The following is a 14,097-nucleotide window of genomic DNA, read 5'->3' as shown; positions in this document are numbered from 1 at the left end:
CGCCTGCTCCTGAATGCACTCACTGCCGGACGCGGGAGCGCGCGAGAAGATCCCGCACCGCATCTTCCATCCGCTTCCAGTCCGCCAGGAAGGCCCGCTTGTAGTTCAGCGAGATGGAGAGCTTGTTCTCCACATCCGAGAAATAGTGGAAGCACCCCGCAGCGGCTTGCCCTTGCTCACTGATGACCTGATCGCCCTGCAGGCGAACGCCATCCCCCCGAAACGCCGTGCTTTCGCATTTGATGAATGTGGTCAGGCTGCCGTTGGGAGCGCGCGCGATGTACCAGTCATCTTCATAGGCAGGATTACGGGTGGGCGGCTTTCCATAGCGTGCCTCGTATTCCTTCGAGAAAATCCCCATCCGCGTTTCATCGATGGCGTAAGGCGTCAGTCCCATGACGTCGGGCCGCGCAATACGCAGATCGAGTCGATCCCGAGGATCCCCTCGCTCCACCGATCCTTCCTCGGTGGACGCCTGGTTGGAGGACAATCGCTCCAATGATGTTTCGATTGGCGCACGATCGATGTAGTCGATCGCCACAGCAATTTCCTTCCGGAAATCATTCGTACGCGGATTGGCCCGGGCGCCCGGCGCCGTCGGCTTCATGTCCGGCCACTCGATGACCAGCGTCACGCCCTCGCCGGGCCACGGTGCGATCTGGCTGTCCAGGTAGTTGGCCGGAATGCGGAAAGTGTTCGGCCCGAGCTTCACGTCCACGGGCGCATCGGTATAGGTGTGGCCGTTGATCGTGCGGCCGGTCTGCGTTGCGCCGGACATGGCGGGATTCCTTTCGTGTTCGGTGGACGGCGGCCGTGCACACGCGCTGGCACTCACCGCGACGGCAAGTGCAAGCGTCAGGCAACGGCCGGGGGACATCACGTGCATGGGCATTCCATTGCAGAGTTCCAGCGCCACTATAGGGAACCGGGCGTCAACGGAACAGGAACCGCGTCGCAGCCCTTCACGGCACCAGGCAGCGTTCCACCTGCAGCGACAACGCCTGACAGGCGTTGAACAGACCTTCGACCACGGCGGCGGAGGGACAGCAGGCGGGATCGTCGCTCTCCCGCGCCACATGCGCAGCGTGCAGCACCGCAGTCAACGCCGTGATGCCCGAAACGCTGCGGGTCGCCAGGGCCATGTCGAAGGCGCGGCCAGGGCTCAGGTGCATTTCAACCCAGGCCTCGCCATCGGCGCGCAGGTTCCTGCCGTGGCCTTTCAGGTGTGCAAAGAATGCCGATGGGGTGACGAACTCGGCGGATTCGCGGAGCGCGTCCTCCAGCGTTTCGGCCAAGGCAGCGGGGAGATCAAGTACAGCGGCACCCAGCAGCGCGTGCAGGCGGGGATGGTCGGGAAGACGTTCGGGCATGACGGCAACCTCGCGATGTGGCCACCTGCAGATGCAAGGTGGCGGACGGTGCGGGTTGGCGTGCCGGATACATGATGCAAGAAGCCGGCGGATCGAGAGATCCCCACGCACCGTCCGCCATGAACTGACAGGCGATGCATTGTCACGGTTGCAACTCTGGCTGCAACCGTGACGCCGCGCATCATGTAAGTTCGGGACGCCAATCCCGGCCAGGGCGAGTGCCTTGGCGCGGCGATGATGGGCGCACTCCATCGCCGATGCAAAGTAGGAAAAGTCCGCGCTGACGCGCTCATGCGCCGGTTGCGTCAGGGGATGACGAACCGTCCACCGACTGACGTGCTTCGTTGGTACATCGCGCCTGCCTGCGCGTGCTGCCCAACGATCACATCGAGCCGAACGCGACACACCGGCTGTGGTGATCGCGCAGAAAGTCGCAATACGCACGGCCTTCGTCCTCAGCTCGAGCACAGACGTTCCGCGCTGGATGCACACCGGGAACGCTTGCATGGAGGAGCCCACAGGCTCATTCGAGCGCGATCTGATCACAACGAAATTTCTGCGCCAGGCCATTTCCGTACGAGATCCGCGAGGTGAAGACTATAGTCGCCGACCTCAATGGATCAGGAGCTCATTATGGAATTCACTTCCTGGCGCAACATTCTTGTTGCTGCTGGCGTGGCGGTCGCACTTTCCGTGGCCGCCTACAACGACCATCACCGTCATGCCCTCACTGACGGTGCCGAGGGGCGCGATGCGGTGGGCCTCGTCACCGAAGTGCATTGGGATGAGAAAAGGGGAAGAAAGAGCAACTTCGTCCTGAATGTCGAGTTCGAAACCGAAGACGGCCAATCACGCGTCGAGAAGATCGCGGTCTCCAACGACCTTGGCAATCGGATACGTGCCACCGACGAGGCGGAAGAGATTGATATCCGCTACAACGCCAAAGACCCGTCCGTGGCGATGGCCGTTGGCGAAACGGACAACTCCCTGCTGTTGTTGTGGCTGGCCATCGCCTCCGGGCTGGTCACCCTGGCGCTGCTGGCCACCCGGGTGGTGCAGGGCCGGAAAGCGCAGCCGGCCTGACCCATCCAGGCGCGAGCGCATCCAGAATGCGCTCGCGCAGGACCAAAAGTGTCTTCAACGCTGGCAATCGTCTTCCGTGCTTCCATGGCCACGATAGGTTTCACCCCACTCGCGCATGGCCAGCAGCACCGGTACCAGCGTGCGCCCGAACTCGGACAGCTCGTATTCCACTTTCGGCGGCACTTCGGGGTACACGTGGCGGATCACCACGCCATCGGCTTCCAGTTCACGCAGCTGGCTGGTGAGCATGGACTGGGTGGCATTGGGCACCCGTCGCGTCAATTCCATGAAACGCCGCTTGCCGGTCATCAGGTGAAACAAAATGATCGGCTTCCACACGCCGCCGATCACCGACAGCGTGACTTCCACCGCGCAACCGCTCTTGCCGTCCCACCGTTTGCTACGCATGCATACTCCGGAAAACCATAGTACCTACGGAAAATCGTCGTTCTTGTTGCGATAACGGTGCGAGCCTAGCATGGGGCCATCCACTGAACGTGAGCCCCCAACCATGAGTTTCAAGGCACTGCTGACCCGCAAGACGAACGACGGCGTATCCACGGAACTGGTCGATTTCAATGAAGCCGACCTGGTGGACGGCGACGTCCTGGTACAGGTCGAGTACTCCACGCTCAACTACAAGGATGCGCTTGCCCTCACCGGCAAGAGTCCGGTCATCCGGACGTTCCCGCTCATTCCCGGCATCGATCTGGCAGGCGTGGTGCTGGAATCCAGCAGGGCCGACTTCAAGCCAGGCGACCGCGTCGTGCTCAATGGCTGGGACCTGAGCATGGGCCACCACGGCGGCCTGGCACAGCGCGCCCGCGTACGCGGCGAATGGCTCAACCGGATTCCCGGCAACCTGAGCACCCGCGACGCCATGGCCATCGGCACCGCTGGCTATACCGCGATGCTGTGCGTGCTGGCCCTGGAGCATGCAGGGGTGACGCCTGCACAGGGCGATGTGCTGGTTACCGGTGCCAACGGCGGCGTCGGCTCGATTGCGGTGGCGATCCTTTCAAAGCTGGGTTATCGCGTGGTGGCCGCCACCGGGCGGCCGGAGCACGCCGAGTATCTGCACAACCTGGGTGCGGCCGAGATCATCGATCGTGCGCAGCTCTCGGAGCCGCGCGAGCGGCCGGTGAGTGCCGAGCGATGGGCCGGCGTGGTGGATGTGGCCGGCGGCCCAACGCTGGTCAATGCCATCGCCGAAACGAAGTACCGCGGTGCCGTGGCCGCCTGTGGCCTGGCCCAGAGCGATGCACTGCACGGCTCGGTGCTGCCCTTCATCCTGCGCAATGTGACCCTTGCGGGCGTGGATTCGGTGAATGCCCCACAAGAGGTTCGCCAGCGCGCCTGGGATCGGCTCGCGACCGACCTGGACCCGCAGAAGCTGGAAAGCACCGTGCAGCAGATCGGCCTCGCCGAGGTGCTGGATGTCTATGAGCAGATCATCCCCGGCAAGGTGCGTGGCCGCATTGTCGTGGATGTGAACGCCTGACGCCTGCCGCGCCGGCGAGGGTGCAATGCCATCGCTGGCGCGCGTGCGCGAGTGACCGGAATCCCAGCGCGCCATGCCAAGCCGCCTTATCATGGGGCGGCAAGGGCACTTTACGCCCGGTGACGTACGCAAGGCAGTATCTGGATGTCTATGGAATGGCGCCCCTCGGGCTGGGGCCAGCGTGTGACCCGCTCGCCGGACTGGCAGTTGCAGCTGGATGGCGAACAGCTCGCGCTTTTGATCGACGGCAGGCAGTACCGCCAGCAGGTGGCGAACGAACACAGCGTGCGGGTCGTTCGCGGCGTGCTCTGGTCCCGGGTCGAACTGACGACCGAGCACGGTGAAGCACTGTCCGTGGATGGGCTGCCCAACAGCCAGGGCTCCCGGCTTGCGGCTGCCGTGCAGCATATGCTTTTCGCGCGCTCCAGGCGTGGGCGCAAAGCACTGTTTGAGCGCGCTCTGGCGGAGATCCAGGCGTGGCTGGCCGAAGCAGACGCGCTTACCGACCGAGGCACCACCGGCCGCCGCTGGATCACCCACGAACAGCAGCAGGCGTTGCTGGCCGACCGCCCCGCCCTGCCCCTGCCGCCCGCCGAGCTGGAGCAGCTGTTCCTCGACGAGGAGGTGCACGACGACCTGCACGCGCCCGGCCACCGCATGGCGCTGGACGCCCTGCACGACTGGCAGCTGGATTGGCCCGCCGTCTGGGCCGAGGCCAACGCGACCATGGCAGAGCGCGAGCGGGTGCTGGCCAAGGACTTCCTGGACCGGGTCGAGAGCAAGCCCCTGACCGAGGAACAAGCCCACGCCGTCATCTGCTTCGACAACCGGGTACAGGTCGTGGCCGCGGCCGGCTCTGGGAAAACCGCCACAATGGTCGCCAAGGCCGCTTATGCCATCGACCGCGGCTTTGTCGAACCCGAACGGATCGTGATGCTCGCCTTCAACAAGGACGCCGCCCAGGAGCTGGAGGAGCGCGCGCAGCGATGCTTCGACCGGCTCGGCAGGGGCGACACCGTGGTGGAAGCCCGGACTTTCCACGCCCTGGGCCTGGCCATCATCGCCAAAGCCACAGGGCGCAAGCCGGATATCCCGGAATGGGCGATCGACGCCACGCTGGGCTTCAACAAGCTGGCCGAACTGGTGGACGACCTGAAGGACCGCTCGACCCATTTCCGCACCCAGTGGGACATGTTCCGCCTGGTGTTCGGGCGCGACCTGCCGCCGTTCGGTGCCGACATGATGGCCGATGGTTACGACCGCGATGGCACGCCCTACATCCGCACCCTGAAGGGTGAGCGGGTGAAGAGCCTGGAGGAGTGCGTCATCGCCGATTGGCTGTTCTACAACGGCGTGGCGTACGACTACGAGCGGCGCTACGAATTCGATACCGCGACAGACACCCATCGCCAGTATCGCCCGGACTTCTACTATCCGGACGCCCAGCTGTATCACGAGCACTTTGCGCTGGATGCCGATGGCCAGCCGCCGAAGCACTTTGCCAACTACAGCGAAGGGATGCACTGGAAGCGCCAGCAGCATGTGGCGCGCGGCACCGCTCTGGTCGAGACGACGTCGTTTGGCCTGCGCAGTGGACAGGCCCTGCAGCATCTTGCCGAGCGGCTTGGCGCGTCTGATGTCGAGCTCGACCCGAACCCGGACCGCGAGCTGCCTGATCAAGGCGCCAAGCCGATGCCGGACGCAGACCTGATTGGCCTGATGCGCACCTTCATTGCCCATGCCAAGAGCAACTGCCTGACACTGGACGATATGGCGGCGCGCCTGCGGCAGATGCCCGAGGATCAGTTCAAGGAACGCTACCGGCGCTTCCTGGAGATCGCCGGGCCGGTTTTCCAGGCCTGGGACAACGCACTGGCTGACGAGCGCAGCATCGACTTCGAAGACATGCTCAACATGGCGGCCGGGCTGCTGGAACAGGGCCACTATGAATCGCCCTACGAACTGGTGATGGCCGACGAATTCCAGGACGCATCGCGCGCCCGCGCGCGCCTCTGCCGTGCCCTGGTCAGCCAACCGGGCCGCCATCTGTTTGCGGTGGGCGATGACTGGCAATCGATCAATCGCTTCGCTGGCGCCGACGTTGCGGTGATGACTGGATTCCGCGAATGGATGGGCCATGGCCAGGTGCTGAAACTGGAGCAGACGTTCCGCTGCCCACAGGCACTGTGTGATGTGTCCAGCCGCTTCATCAGCCGCAACCCCGCGCAGATCGCCAAAAACGTTCGCTCTGCTGCGCCGACAATGGGCCCGGTGCTGCAGGCGTTCCAGGTGAACCGGCGCGAGGAGGTGCAGGATGGCGTTCGCCAGTTCCTTGCGAAGCTGCACCAGCAACTGTTGTCAGGTGCAGTGCCGCAGGGCCGCACCGGGCGCGTGACGGTCTTTGTTCTGGGGCGGTATCGCGCGGATCGCGGTGCGATGCCTTCGGATTGGAAGACGGCCTTCGGCAGCACGATGGACGTCGAGTTCCTTACCGCACATCGATCGAAGGGGCGCGAGGCGGACTACGTGATCCTGCCGGGCATGATCAACCGCAGCTTCCCGAGCCTGCGCGCGGATGACCCGGTGCTTTCGCTGGCAATGCCGGACGGCGATACCTATCCGCTGAGCGAAGAACGGCGCCTGTTCTATGTCGCGCTGACGCGTGCGCGACGGTCGGTCGCGATGTTCACCCTGCAGGGCAAGCACTCGCCATTCCTGGATGAGCTGGTGAAGGACGGGGCAGTGGAAGTAACCGCGATTTCAGGCGCGGCCATCCACGATGAGCGCTGCCCGGTGTGCAAGGTGGGCGTATTCGTGGACCGGAATGGGCCACATGGGGCTTTCCGGTCGTGCTCGAGTTACCCGTTGTGCCACAACAAGCCTAAGGGCGGGCGTAGGGGGTGAGCGCATTTTCTGCGCTTTCCTGGCGATGTGCGCACTGCCCTCACCGTCACCGTGAGCTTCGCCCAGGCCGGAGATCGACCACTCACTCCGGCTGCTAGACTTTGCCGACATTCAAATGGACGACCCCATGGAACGGTGGTATCTGGCAACACTGCTGGCGTTGGTCCTGCACCAGATTGATGCAGCGTTCTGGCACGAGTGGACCCTGTTCGGCCTTCCCGGCGGCGTCCAGGGGTTTCTGGCTTTCAACCTGATCGCTGTGGGCGCCCTGCTGCATGGCTATCGCCAGGTTGTGCTGGCCAAGCCCTCCGCGCGGGCGTATGCCAGCCTGTGCGGGACAGTTGGCGCCGGCACCGCCATGATTCATGCGGGCTTCGCCGCGGCCGGTCGTGACGAGTTCCTGCTTCCGTTCTCCATCGCAACGTTGGCGGCCTGCCTCGTGGCCGGCGTCGGGCTCCTCATGCAAGGCCGCCGTGCTACCCCGGCTCGCGTGCAGATCGATGGCGTGGACTGACGAGACGAAAAAGCCCCTGAATCCAGGGGCTCTTTGAATCAACTGGCGGAGAGAGTGGGATTCGAACCCACGGAAGGTTTGACCCTTCGCCGGTTTTCAAGACCGGTGCCTTAAACCGCTCGGCCATCTCTCCGTGTCGGCACAGCCTGCTGGCCGGGCACGCATTCTCGCACGGCCGGGCGATTTGCCCAAGACCCCTACGCCACGCCCATCTGCAACTAATCCGATAGCCTTCCCACGCCCCGGCTGGCTAGAGTGACCAATTCCCTCTGGTCCCCACCCCATGGACAACTCCAGCCTCCTGAACATACGCCCGGGCATGCCTTCAAGCGCCCTGGCCCAACTTCTGGGCACCCGATGGAAGGAGCCGGATGAACAAGGTCATCTGACTTGCCTGAGCAAGGACGTTTTCGTTCGACTGGATAGCGATCGAGCCATTGGATACGTCATTTTCGCCTGTTCAATGCCCAAGACGGTGCTGGTCGAGGGCCTGCGTACAGGCATGGCCATCGGCGACGCTCTCGCCAACAATCCTCGCCTCGCTGTACTGCCGGAAGAGCCAGAGGACTCATGCGAGGGATGGGCGACCTTCGGCTTCATCACGGATGACGGATTGCAGGTGGCCGCGAACGTGAACACGCGGGACAACACGGTAAGGAGCATTCGCCTGGAGAACCCGAATGCCACCTACTGTGAACCTGCAGCGCCCATATTCGATCCGACGTTGACCAAGGCCTTTGACATCGCGCTTGGCCCTCAGCGCGTGCTCCCCAAAGCAGGCCGGGGCAGCGAATGGGCCGGAGGCTGGACACTGGGCCTTCCCCCAGGCATCACCGCTGAACAATGGCCTTTGAGTTCCAGCAACGGGCACCCGCTGCGGCACGCCTTTACGTTGCACCTGCCCTCGGAGTACCGAACCAAGGGAAATGAGCTGGTTGCTCTCTCTCTGTTCGTCGACGACCAGCAGGAGGAGCTCTGCACCGTCGAGGAAATCGCGGAATACTTCACCTCTCCCCTTTCCATGACCCCGCCAGAGGGCCGCGACCTGCTTCCCTTCTGGCAGCATCGCCAGGCCAAGCATGCGCACAGCCACAGCATGGAAGACATCCTTGGAACGCAATTCTGCGCCATCTGGCTTACACAGCAGGAGTTTGATGGTGAGCTGAGCCTGCCGCCCAAGCTGAATTCAGCCCTGCTGGGTGCCCCTCCGAGCTGGATCGGACAGGACTACGCGAGCTATTTCTACGAGCGATGGCTGTACACCAGGAACGGAAATGCCGTCATCCCGGGCGCAGGAATCGGAGGCGCCTCCAGCGAGGCCGTTGCATTGCCGATCAGCACAGGCATCCGCGCTGACGATCCCAACGTTGGGAGATCACCGCGGGAGTGGGAAAGCGAATGCGCCATCAGTGGATACATCGAAGCATTCAGCGAGCGCGGTGAGGAACTGAACCTGAGTCGCTGGGATTCCATTGCCCACCTCGGCGGAACAATGCAGCCCCAGCAGGGCTACCCTGAGTTCGGCCCCTACTACCTCGAATTCGAGGAGGGTTTTGGCGGCTTCAATTTCGGTGGCGGCAACGCACAGTTGGATCTGCAGCAGATGAAGATCGACTGGGCGTGCGGATGACACCGTCGCATTGAAGTAAAAAGCCCCGGAACGTCGCCGGGGCTTTTCTTCACGGAAGCGGTGCAGCAGCTCTCAGCCCGCATCCACCGCCAGCGCACCCAGTGCACTGGCCTTGATCCGCTCCTTGGCCTTTTCACAGGCGCCACCGCAATCCAGGCGCGAGGCCTCCAGCTGCGGCGGCAGGTGCTCGGCCAGGAAGTCGATGAACACGCGCACCGCCGGCAGCAGGCCGCGGCGCGAGGCGAACACGGCGTGGCACACGCCCTGCGGCAGCGACCAGTCCGGCAGCACCACTTCCAGCTCGCCATTACGCACGGCGTCGGCGCACACGGTTTCCGGCAGCATGGTGATGCCGAAACCGTCCTTCACCATGCTCTGCAGCAGCGGGAAGTCGAAGCCGGCCACGCGCGGCTGCAGGTCGACCCGGCGCACTTCGCCTTCCGGGCCATGCAGTTCCCAGCGCTGGCGGGCTTCGTCTTCGCTGATGCTGAGGGTCACGTGCTGGGTCAGCTCTTCCGGGTCCTTGGGGCGGCCGGCGCGGTCGAGGTACTTCGGGCTGGCCACCAGCAGTTCCTGCACCTGGCCGAAGCTGCGCATCACCAGGCTGCCGTCGTCGTCCAGGCGCGAACGCACGCGCAGGGCCACGTCGTAGCCTTCGTTGATGATGTCCACGCGGCGGTTGCTGATGTTCAGCTGCAGCCGCACCTTCGGATACTGCTCAAGGAACTTGGGCAGCAGCTTGGGCAGCTGCATCTGCGCCAGTGACACCGGCACGCTGGCGCGCACCACGCCGCGCGGTTCGGCGCTGAGGCGGTCCACCACTTCGCGGGCGGCCTGGGCCTCGGCCAGCATCGTCTGCGCATGCCGGTGCACGCTGGTGCCGACATCGGTGACCGCGAAACGGCGCGTGGAGCGCTGCAGCAGGCGCACGCCCAGGTCGGTTTCCAGCTGGCTGATGCGGCGGCTCAGTCGCGACTTGGGGATGCCCAAAGCGCGCTCGGCGGCGGCGAATCCGCCGTGGTCGACCACCATCGCGAAGTAGTACAGGTCATTCAGGTCATGCATGCCCGAGTTCCATATCTAGAACAATACGTGGCATTCAATCACCTTTATTCCGCCTTTGCAACAACCTATCGTTCTCTCCGTCGGCGGGGCCACCCCGCCCCCTTCCTCCCAGAACATAGGTGACTGCCATGAAGCTTCTGCATCTCGACGCCAGCGTGCTTGGCGACAACTCCGTCTCGCGCCAGCTGTCGGCCGCCGTGGTCGCCCGCCTCGCCAGCCAGATCGACAGCCTGCAGGTCGATTATCGCGATCTTGACGCCAATCCGGTACCGCACCTGCGCAGCAGCTCGCTGGCCAAGACCGACGCCGCTGAAGCGACCGATGCTGAACAGGTGATGCAGCAGTTCCTGGAGGCCGACATCGTGGTGATCGGCGCGCCGATGTACAACTTCAGCATCCCATCCACGTTGAAGGCCTGGATCGACCGCGTGGCCGTGGCCGGCCGCACCTTCAAGTACACCGAGAACGGCCCGGTGGGCCTGGCCGGTGGCAAGCGGGTGATCATCGCCAGCAGCCGTGGCGGCATCTATACCGACTCGCCGGCCGACTTCCAGGAGCCGTTCCTGCGTCAGGTGTTCGCCTTCATGGGCATCAACGAAGTCGAGTTCGTGCGCGCCGAGGGCATCGCCTACTCGCCGCAGCACCGTGAAGACGCCATCGCCGGTGCGCTGGCGGCGCTGCCGTCGCACGAAGCGGCCGAAGCCGTCGCGGCGTAACGCGTTCCAACGTTCGGCGCCCCTCTCTCCTCGTCTGGGCGCTGAACGCGGGCCGGGATCCCCTCCCCCTCCCGGCCCACCCTGGCGGCCCCGCTGTGCGGGGCCGTTTTCTTTTGCGGCGCGCTAGGCTGGGGGCATGAACTACATCGTGACGGCTGCGCACCGCAGCGAATTTCCGCACCCGATCATCCTGCGCCGCGGCCAGGCGCTGGTGGTGGGCGAACGTTATGAAGGCCCGGAGGGCTGGGACGACTGGTTCCTCTGCGAGGCCGAGGGGCAGCAGCCCGGATTCGTGCCGGCGCCGGTGATCGGCCGCGATGCGCAGGGTGGCGCGTTTGCCACGCAGGATTACTGCGCGCGCGAACTGGATGTGGACCCCGGCCAGACGCTGCGCGGGATGCGCACGCTCAATGGCTGGGCATGGTGCGTGCCGGAGAACGGCGAACCGGGATGGGTGCCGTTCGAGAAGCTGCGGGCCATAAAGGAGAGCCGAGCATAGGCTCGGCTCTACACAGATCTGTAGCGCCCGAGCCCATGCTCGGGCGGCGGCGCGAAGCGCCGGCTATCAGCCAATGGTTTCCAGGCCACCCATGTACGGGCGCAGGGCCTCCGGCACGGTGATGCTGCCGTCGGCATTCTGGTAGTTCTCCATCACCGCGATCATCGCGCGGCCAACGGCCACACCCGAGCCGTTCAGCGTGTGCGCCAGCTCCGGCTTGCCGGTGGCCGGGTTGCGCCAGCGCGCCTGCATGCGGCGGGCCTGGAAGTCACCACAGTTCGAGCACGAGGAAATCTCGCGGTAAGTTTCCTGCGACGGCAGCCAGACTTCCAGGTCGTAGGTCTTCACCGCCGAGAAGCCCATGTCGCCGGTGCACAGCAGCACCTTGCGGTACGGCAGGCCCAGCTTTTCCAGCACCACTTCGGCGCAGCGGGTCATGCGCTGGTGTTCGGCGTCGCTGTCTTCCGGGCGGCTGATCGAGACCAGCTCGACCTTCTCGAACTGATGCTGGCGGATCATGCCGCGCACGTCGCGGCCACCGCTGCCGGCCTCGGCACGGAAGCACATCGAGTGGGCGGTCATGCGCAGCGGCAGGCGCTCGGCGTCGACGATCTCATCGCGCACGATGTTGGTCAGCGGCACTTCCGAGGTCGGGATCAGGTAACGCGTGGAGTCGCCCACGGCGGTCTTGAACAGGTCGTCCTCGAACTTCGGCAGCTGGCTGGTGCCGCGCAGCGAGTCGGCGTTGACCAGCAGCGGCACGTTGGTCTCCTCGTAGCCGTGCTCGCCGGTGTGCAGGTCGACCATGAACTGGGCCAGGGCGCGGTGCAGGCGCGCGATCGGGCCACGCAGCACGGTGAAGCGCGAGCCGGACAGCTTGGCCGCGGTCTCGCCGTCCAGCCAGCCGTTGCGGGCGCCCAGTTCGACGTGGTCGAGCACCTTGAAATCGAACTGGCGCGGGGTACCCCAGCGCGCCTGCTCGACGTTGTCGTTCTCGTCGGCACCGGCCGGCACGTCGTCGGCCGGCAGGTTCGGAATGCCCATCGAGATCGCTTCGATCTTCTCGCGCAGCTCGTCCAGCGCCACTTCCGAAGCCTTCAGCTCGTCGGCGAAGGCAGCGACCTCGGCCATGATGGCCGAGACGTCCTCGCCCTTGGCCTTGGCCTGGCCGATGGCCTTGGAACGGCTGTTGCGCAGGCTCTGCAGCTCCTGGGTCCGCACCTGGATGCGCTTGCGATCCGCCTCCAGGGACTCCAGGGCAGACACGTCGAGCTCGAAGCCGCGGCTGGTGCGCAGGCGTTCGGCGAGGTCGGCGGGCTGGTGGCGGAGCAGGGCTGGATCAAGCATGGCAGGTGTCGTGGTGGGTATCAGGGATGGGATTATCGCTTGTTATACGGATTTCTGCCGCCCGGTTCATTCCTGGCGTGGCAGAATCGGGCTATTCCGTACTGGTCCGGTCCATGTCTGCACCCCGCTCGTCGTCCGCCAAGTCGTTCACTGTGCATATCCCGCGCAACGCCCTGAAGATCGCCGGCATCGCTTTCGGCGTGGGCGTGCTGTTGTTCGTGCTGGTCTGGTTGACCGGCCGCGACAAGGAGTTCTTCCGTGCCGATCCGGCCGCGCAGACCCCGCAGGAGACCGCGCAGGTGGAACCGCTGCCGGAACCGCTGGCCGCCGCCGCAGGCTCCAGCGACATGCCCGATGCCAAGCCGGCCCCGGTAGAGGACGACGCCCCGAAGCTGGTCGAAACCGCCCCGCCGCCGCCGGCGCCCATCGCTGAACCGGCCCCGGCCACGCCGGCCCCTGCGCCAGCCGCCACCGGCAACAGCCAGCCGATGCCGATTGCCGGCCAGTCGCCGCCGCCGGCCTACCCGGCCGCGGCCCTGCGCGCGGGCGAGACCGGCAGCGTGGTGGTGCGCGTGGACGTGGATGCCACCGGCTACCCGAACAATGCCACGGTCATCCAGCGCAGCGGCTCACGCGAGCTCGACCGTGCCGCCACCGACGCCGTGCGCCGCTGGCGTTTCACCCCGGCGCAGAGCAACGGCCAGGCCGTACCGGGCAGCATTGAAGTGCCGTTCGACTTCAAGACCCAGTAACTGAACGTTTCCCGGCAGGCAACCTGAACCCTGCCGGTGACGTTGACGCAACGCTGACACTTCCAGCCACTGGCCCGCGCAACACTCTCCCCGTCGTCCATTGACGGAAGGAGTTTGCGATGACCGCCACCACCCACGAAGACCTTCATTCGCCGCAGCTGCAGCAAGACGCCAGCGAACAGCACAAGCCCACGTCGCCCTGGATGTGGATCGCGCTGATCGTGGCGATGTTTGCCGCCGCGCTGCTCTGGCTGCGTCACTCGAATCAGGAAGACGTGGCGCCGGCACCGGTCGGCGAGCGCATGCTGCCCGCCCCCGAGCAGGCGCCGGTGGCCGACGCGCAGGAGCCGGCGGCCCGCCAGGCCGCACCGGTCGGCAACCAGCGCAAAGCCGCCCCTGCGGTACGCAATCGCGAGGCGCGCCCGCTGGCAGGCAACATCAAGCCGACCTACCCCGCCGCCGCGCTGCGTAATGGCGTACAGGGCAGCGTGATCGCCAGCCTGAATGTCGATAGCCGCGGCCAGGTGACCAATGCCGCGATTGTTTCGCGCAGCGGCGAACGCAGCCGTGACCTGGATCGCGCGGTGCTGAGCGCCGTGCAGAACTGGAAGTTCCAGCCGGCGATGCATGAAGGCCGTGCAGTGGCCAGTGTGGTGCGGGTCCCGGTGGATTTCCGTACCGAACAGCGTTGATCGCGGACGAGGGGTTCGTGATGT

14 protein-coding genes and 1 tRNA gene are annotated in these 14,097 nt (G+C 65.1%); 9 read left to right on the top strand and 6 right to left on the bottom strand.

Features of this window, described 5'->3' with window-relative positions; translation table 11 throughout:
* Positions 1-19: 19 nt before the first annotated feature.
* Together AC5P7A_RS02835 and AC5P7A_RS02830 are read right to left on the bottom strand one after the other, a co-directional pair.
* Positions 20-886 (bottom strand): Smlt3025 familytype IV secretion system inhibitor, encoded by an 867-nt coding sequence (locus AC5P7A_RS02835; protein WP_495219869.1) that lies wholly within the window; start codon positions 884-886, stop codon positions 20-22.
* 76 nt (positions 887-962) lie between these two features.
* Positions 963-1,295, bottom strand: a complete 333-nt coding sequence (locus tag AC5P7A_RS02830; RefSeq protein ID WP_495219868.1) for a hypothetical protein — start codon at positions 1,293-1,295, stop codon at positions 963-965.
* A 708-nt stretch (positions 1,296-2,003) separates the two neighbouring features.
* On the opposite strand from AC5P7A_RS02830, the gene AC5P7A_RS02825 reads away from it, so the two are divergent.
* Entirely contained in the window at positions 2,004-2,453 is a 450-nt protein-coding gene (locus AC5P7A_RS02825) for a DUF3592 domain-containing protein (protein ID WP_495219867.1), read from the top strand.
* A 54-nt stretch (positions 2,454-2,507) separates the two neighbouring features.
* Here AC5P7A_RS02825 and AC5P7A_RS02820 read toward each other — a convergent pair whose 3' ends face one another.
* Entirely contained in the window at positions 2,508-2,861 is a 354-nt protein-coding gene (locus tag AC5P7A_RS02820) for a winged helix-turn-helix transcriptional regulator (protein WP_049442490.1), read from the bottom strand.
* Positions 2,862-2,964: 103 nt separating this feature from the next.
* On the opposite strand from AC5P7A_RS02820, the gene acuI reads away from it, so the two are divergent.
* From acuI to AC5P7A_RS02805, 3 genes are all read left to right on the top strand, one after another.
* Positions 2,965-3,954, top strand: a complete 990-nt coding sequence (gene acuI, locus AC5P7A_RS02815) for an acrylyl-CoA reductase (NADPH) (RefSeq protein WP_014647607.1) — start codon at positions 2,965-2,967, stop codon at positions 3,952-3,954.
* Positions 3,955-4,104: 150 nt separating this feature from the next.
* The gene (locus AC5P7A_RS02810) at positions 4,105-6,858 is read left to right on the top strand and encodes a UvrD-helicase domain-containing protein (RefSeq protein ID WP_495219866.1); all 2,754 of its coding nucleotides are present in this window, start codon (positions 4,105-4,107) and stop codon (positions 6,856-6,858) included.
* Positions 6,859-6,985: 127 nt separating this feature from the next.
* On the top strand, positions 6,986-7,372 hold the full coding sequence (locus AC5P7A_RS02805) for a DUF6713 family protein (protein ID WP_111207074.1): 387 nt from the start codon (positions 6,986-6,988) through the stop codon (positions 7,370-7,372).
* 43 nt (positions 7,373-7,415) lie between these two features.
* Here the strand turns inward: AC5P7A_RS02805 and AC5P7A_RS02800 are convergent.
* A tRNA-Ser gene (locus AC5P7A_RS02800) sits at positions 7,416-7,505 on the bottom strand.
* Between the two features lie 150 nt (positions 7,506-7,655).
* Between AC5P7A_RS02800 and AC5P7A_RS02795 the strand changes: the two genes are divergently transcribed.
* On the top strand, positions 7,656-9,002 hold the full coding sequence (locus AC5P7A_RS02795; RefSeq protein ID WP_111207054.1) for a DUF7256 domain-containing protein: 1,347 nt from the start codon (positions 7,656-7,658) through the stop codon (positions 9,000-9,002).
* 72 nt (positions 9,003-9,074) lie between these two features.
* Here the strand turns inward: AC5P7A_RS02795 and AC5P7A_RS02790 are convergent, their stop codons facing one another.
* Positions 9,075-10,067: a LysR family transcriptional regulator gene (locus tag AC5P7A_RS02790; protein WP_005410175.1), complete on the bottom strand. Its 993-nt coding sequence runs from the start codon at positions 10,065-10,067 to the stop codon at positions 9,075-9,077.
* Positions 10,068-10,195: 128 nt separating this feature from the next.
* On the opposite strand from AC5P7A_RS02790, the gene AC5P7A_RS02785 reads away from it, so the two are divergent.
* On the top strand, positions 10,196-10,783 hold the full coding sequence (locus AC5P7A_RS02785) for an FMN-dependent NADH-azoreductase (RefSeq protein WP_481452836.1): 588 nt from the start codon (positions 10,196-10,198) through the stop codon (positions 10,781-10,783).
* Between the two features lie 136 nt (positions 10,784-10,919).
* Entirely contained in the window at positions 10,920-11,282 is a 363-nt protein-coding gene (locus tag AC5P7A_RS02780) for an SH3 domain-containing protein (RefSeq protein ID WP_134809051.1), read from the top strand.
* A 66-nt stretch (positions 11,283-11,348) separates the two neighbouring features.
* On the opposite strand, the gene serS is transcribed toward AC5P7A_RS02780, so the two are convergent.
* On the bottom strand, positions 11,349-12,629 hold the full coding sequence (gene serS / locus AC5P7A_RS02775) for a serine--tRNA ligase (RefSeq protein WP_014647612.1): 1,281 nt from the start codon (positions 12,627-12,629) through the stop codon (positions 11,349-11,351).
* A gap of 113 nt (positions 12,630-12,742) precedes the next feature.
* Between serS and AC5P7A_RS02770 the strand changes: the two genes are divergently transcribed.
* On the top strand, positions 12,743-13,381 hold the full coding sequence (locus AC5P7A_RS02770; protein WP_111207052.1) for an energy transducer TonB: 639 nt from the start codon (positions 12,743-12,745) through the stop codon (positions 13,379-13,381).
* Between the two features lie 119 nt (positions 13,382-13,500).
* Positions 13,501-14,073: an energy transducer TonB gene (locus tag AC5P7A_RS02765; RefSeq protein WP_046431429.1), complete on the top strand. Its 573-nt coding sequence runs from the start codon at positions 13,501-13,503 to the stop codon at positions 14,071-14,073.
* Positions 14,074-14,097 lie beyond the last annotated feature (24 nt).

Source organism: Stenotrophomonas sp. YJH_SMC_65, from assembly GCF_059369475.1.
This window is presented reverse-complemented; position numbering and strand designations above follow the sequence as displayed.

Coding starts and splice junctions, on each gene's coding strand:
- AC5P7A_RS02790 (WP_005410175.1), bottom strand. CDS start 10,067: ATGCATGACCTGAATGACCTGTACTACTTCGCGATGGTGGTCGACCAC.
- AC5P7A_RS02770 (WP_111207052.1), top strand. CDS start 12,743: ATGTCTGCACCCCGCTCGTCGTCCGCCAAGTCGTTCACTGTGCATATC.
- AC5P7A_RS02795 (WP_111207054.1), top strand. CDS start 7,656: ATGGACAACTCCAGCCTCCTGAACATACGCCCGGGCATGCCTTCAAGC.
- AC5P7A_RS02765 (WP_046431429.1), top strand. CDS start 13,501: ATGACCGCCACCACCCACGAAGACCTTCATTCGCCGCAGCTGCAGCAA.
- AC5P7A_RS02780 (WP_134809051.1), top strand. CDS start 10,920: ATGAACTACATCGTGACGGCTGCGCACCGCAGCGAATTTCCGCACCCG.
- AC5P7A_RS02785 (WP_481452836.1), top strand. CDS start 10,196: ATGAAGCTTCTGCATCTCGACGCCAGCGTGCTTGGCGACAACTCCGTC.
- AC5P7A_RS02825 (WP_495219867.1), top strand. CDS start 2,004: ATGGAATTCACTTCCTGGCGCAACATTCTTGTTGCTGCTGGCGTGGCG.
- AC5P7A_RS02835 (WP_495219869.1), bottom strand. CDS start 886: ATGCACGTGATGTCCCCCGGCCGTTGCCTGACGCTTGCACTTGCCGTC.
- AC5P7A_RS02820 (WP_049442490.1), bottom strand. CDS start 2,861: ATGCGTAGCAAACGGTGGGACGGCAAGAGCGGTTGCGCGGTGGAAGTC.
- serS (WP_014647612.1), bottom strand. CDS start 12,629: ATGCTTGATCCAGCCCTGCTCCGCCACCAGCCCGCCGACCTCGCCGAA.
- acuI (WP_014647607.1), top strand. CDS start 2,965: ATGAGTTTCAAGGCACTGCTGACCCGCAAGACGAACGACGGCGTATCC.
- AC5P7A_RS02805 (WP_111207074.1), top strand. CDS start 6,986: ATGGAACGGTGGTATCTGGCAACACTGCTGGCGTTGGTCCTGCACCAG.
- AC5P7A_RS02810 (WP_495219866.1), top strand. CDS start 4,105: ATGGAATGGCGCCCCTCGGGCTGGGGCCAGCGTGTGACCCGCTCGCCG.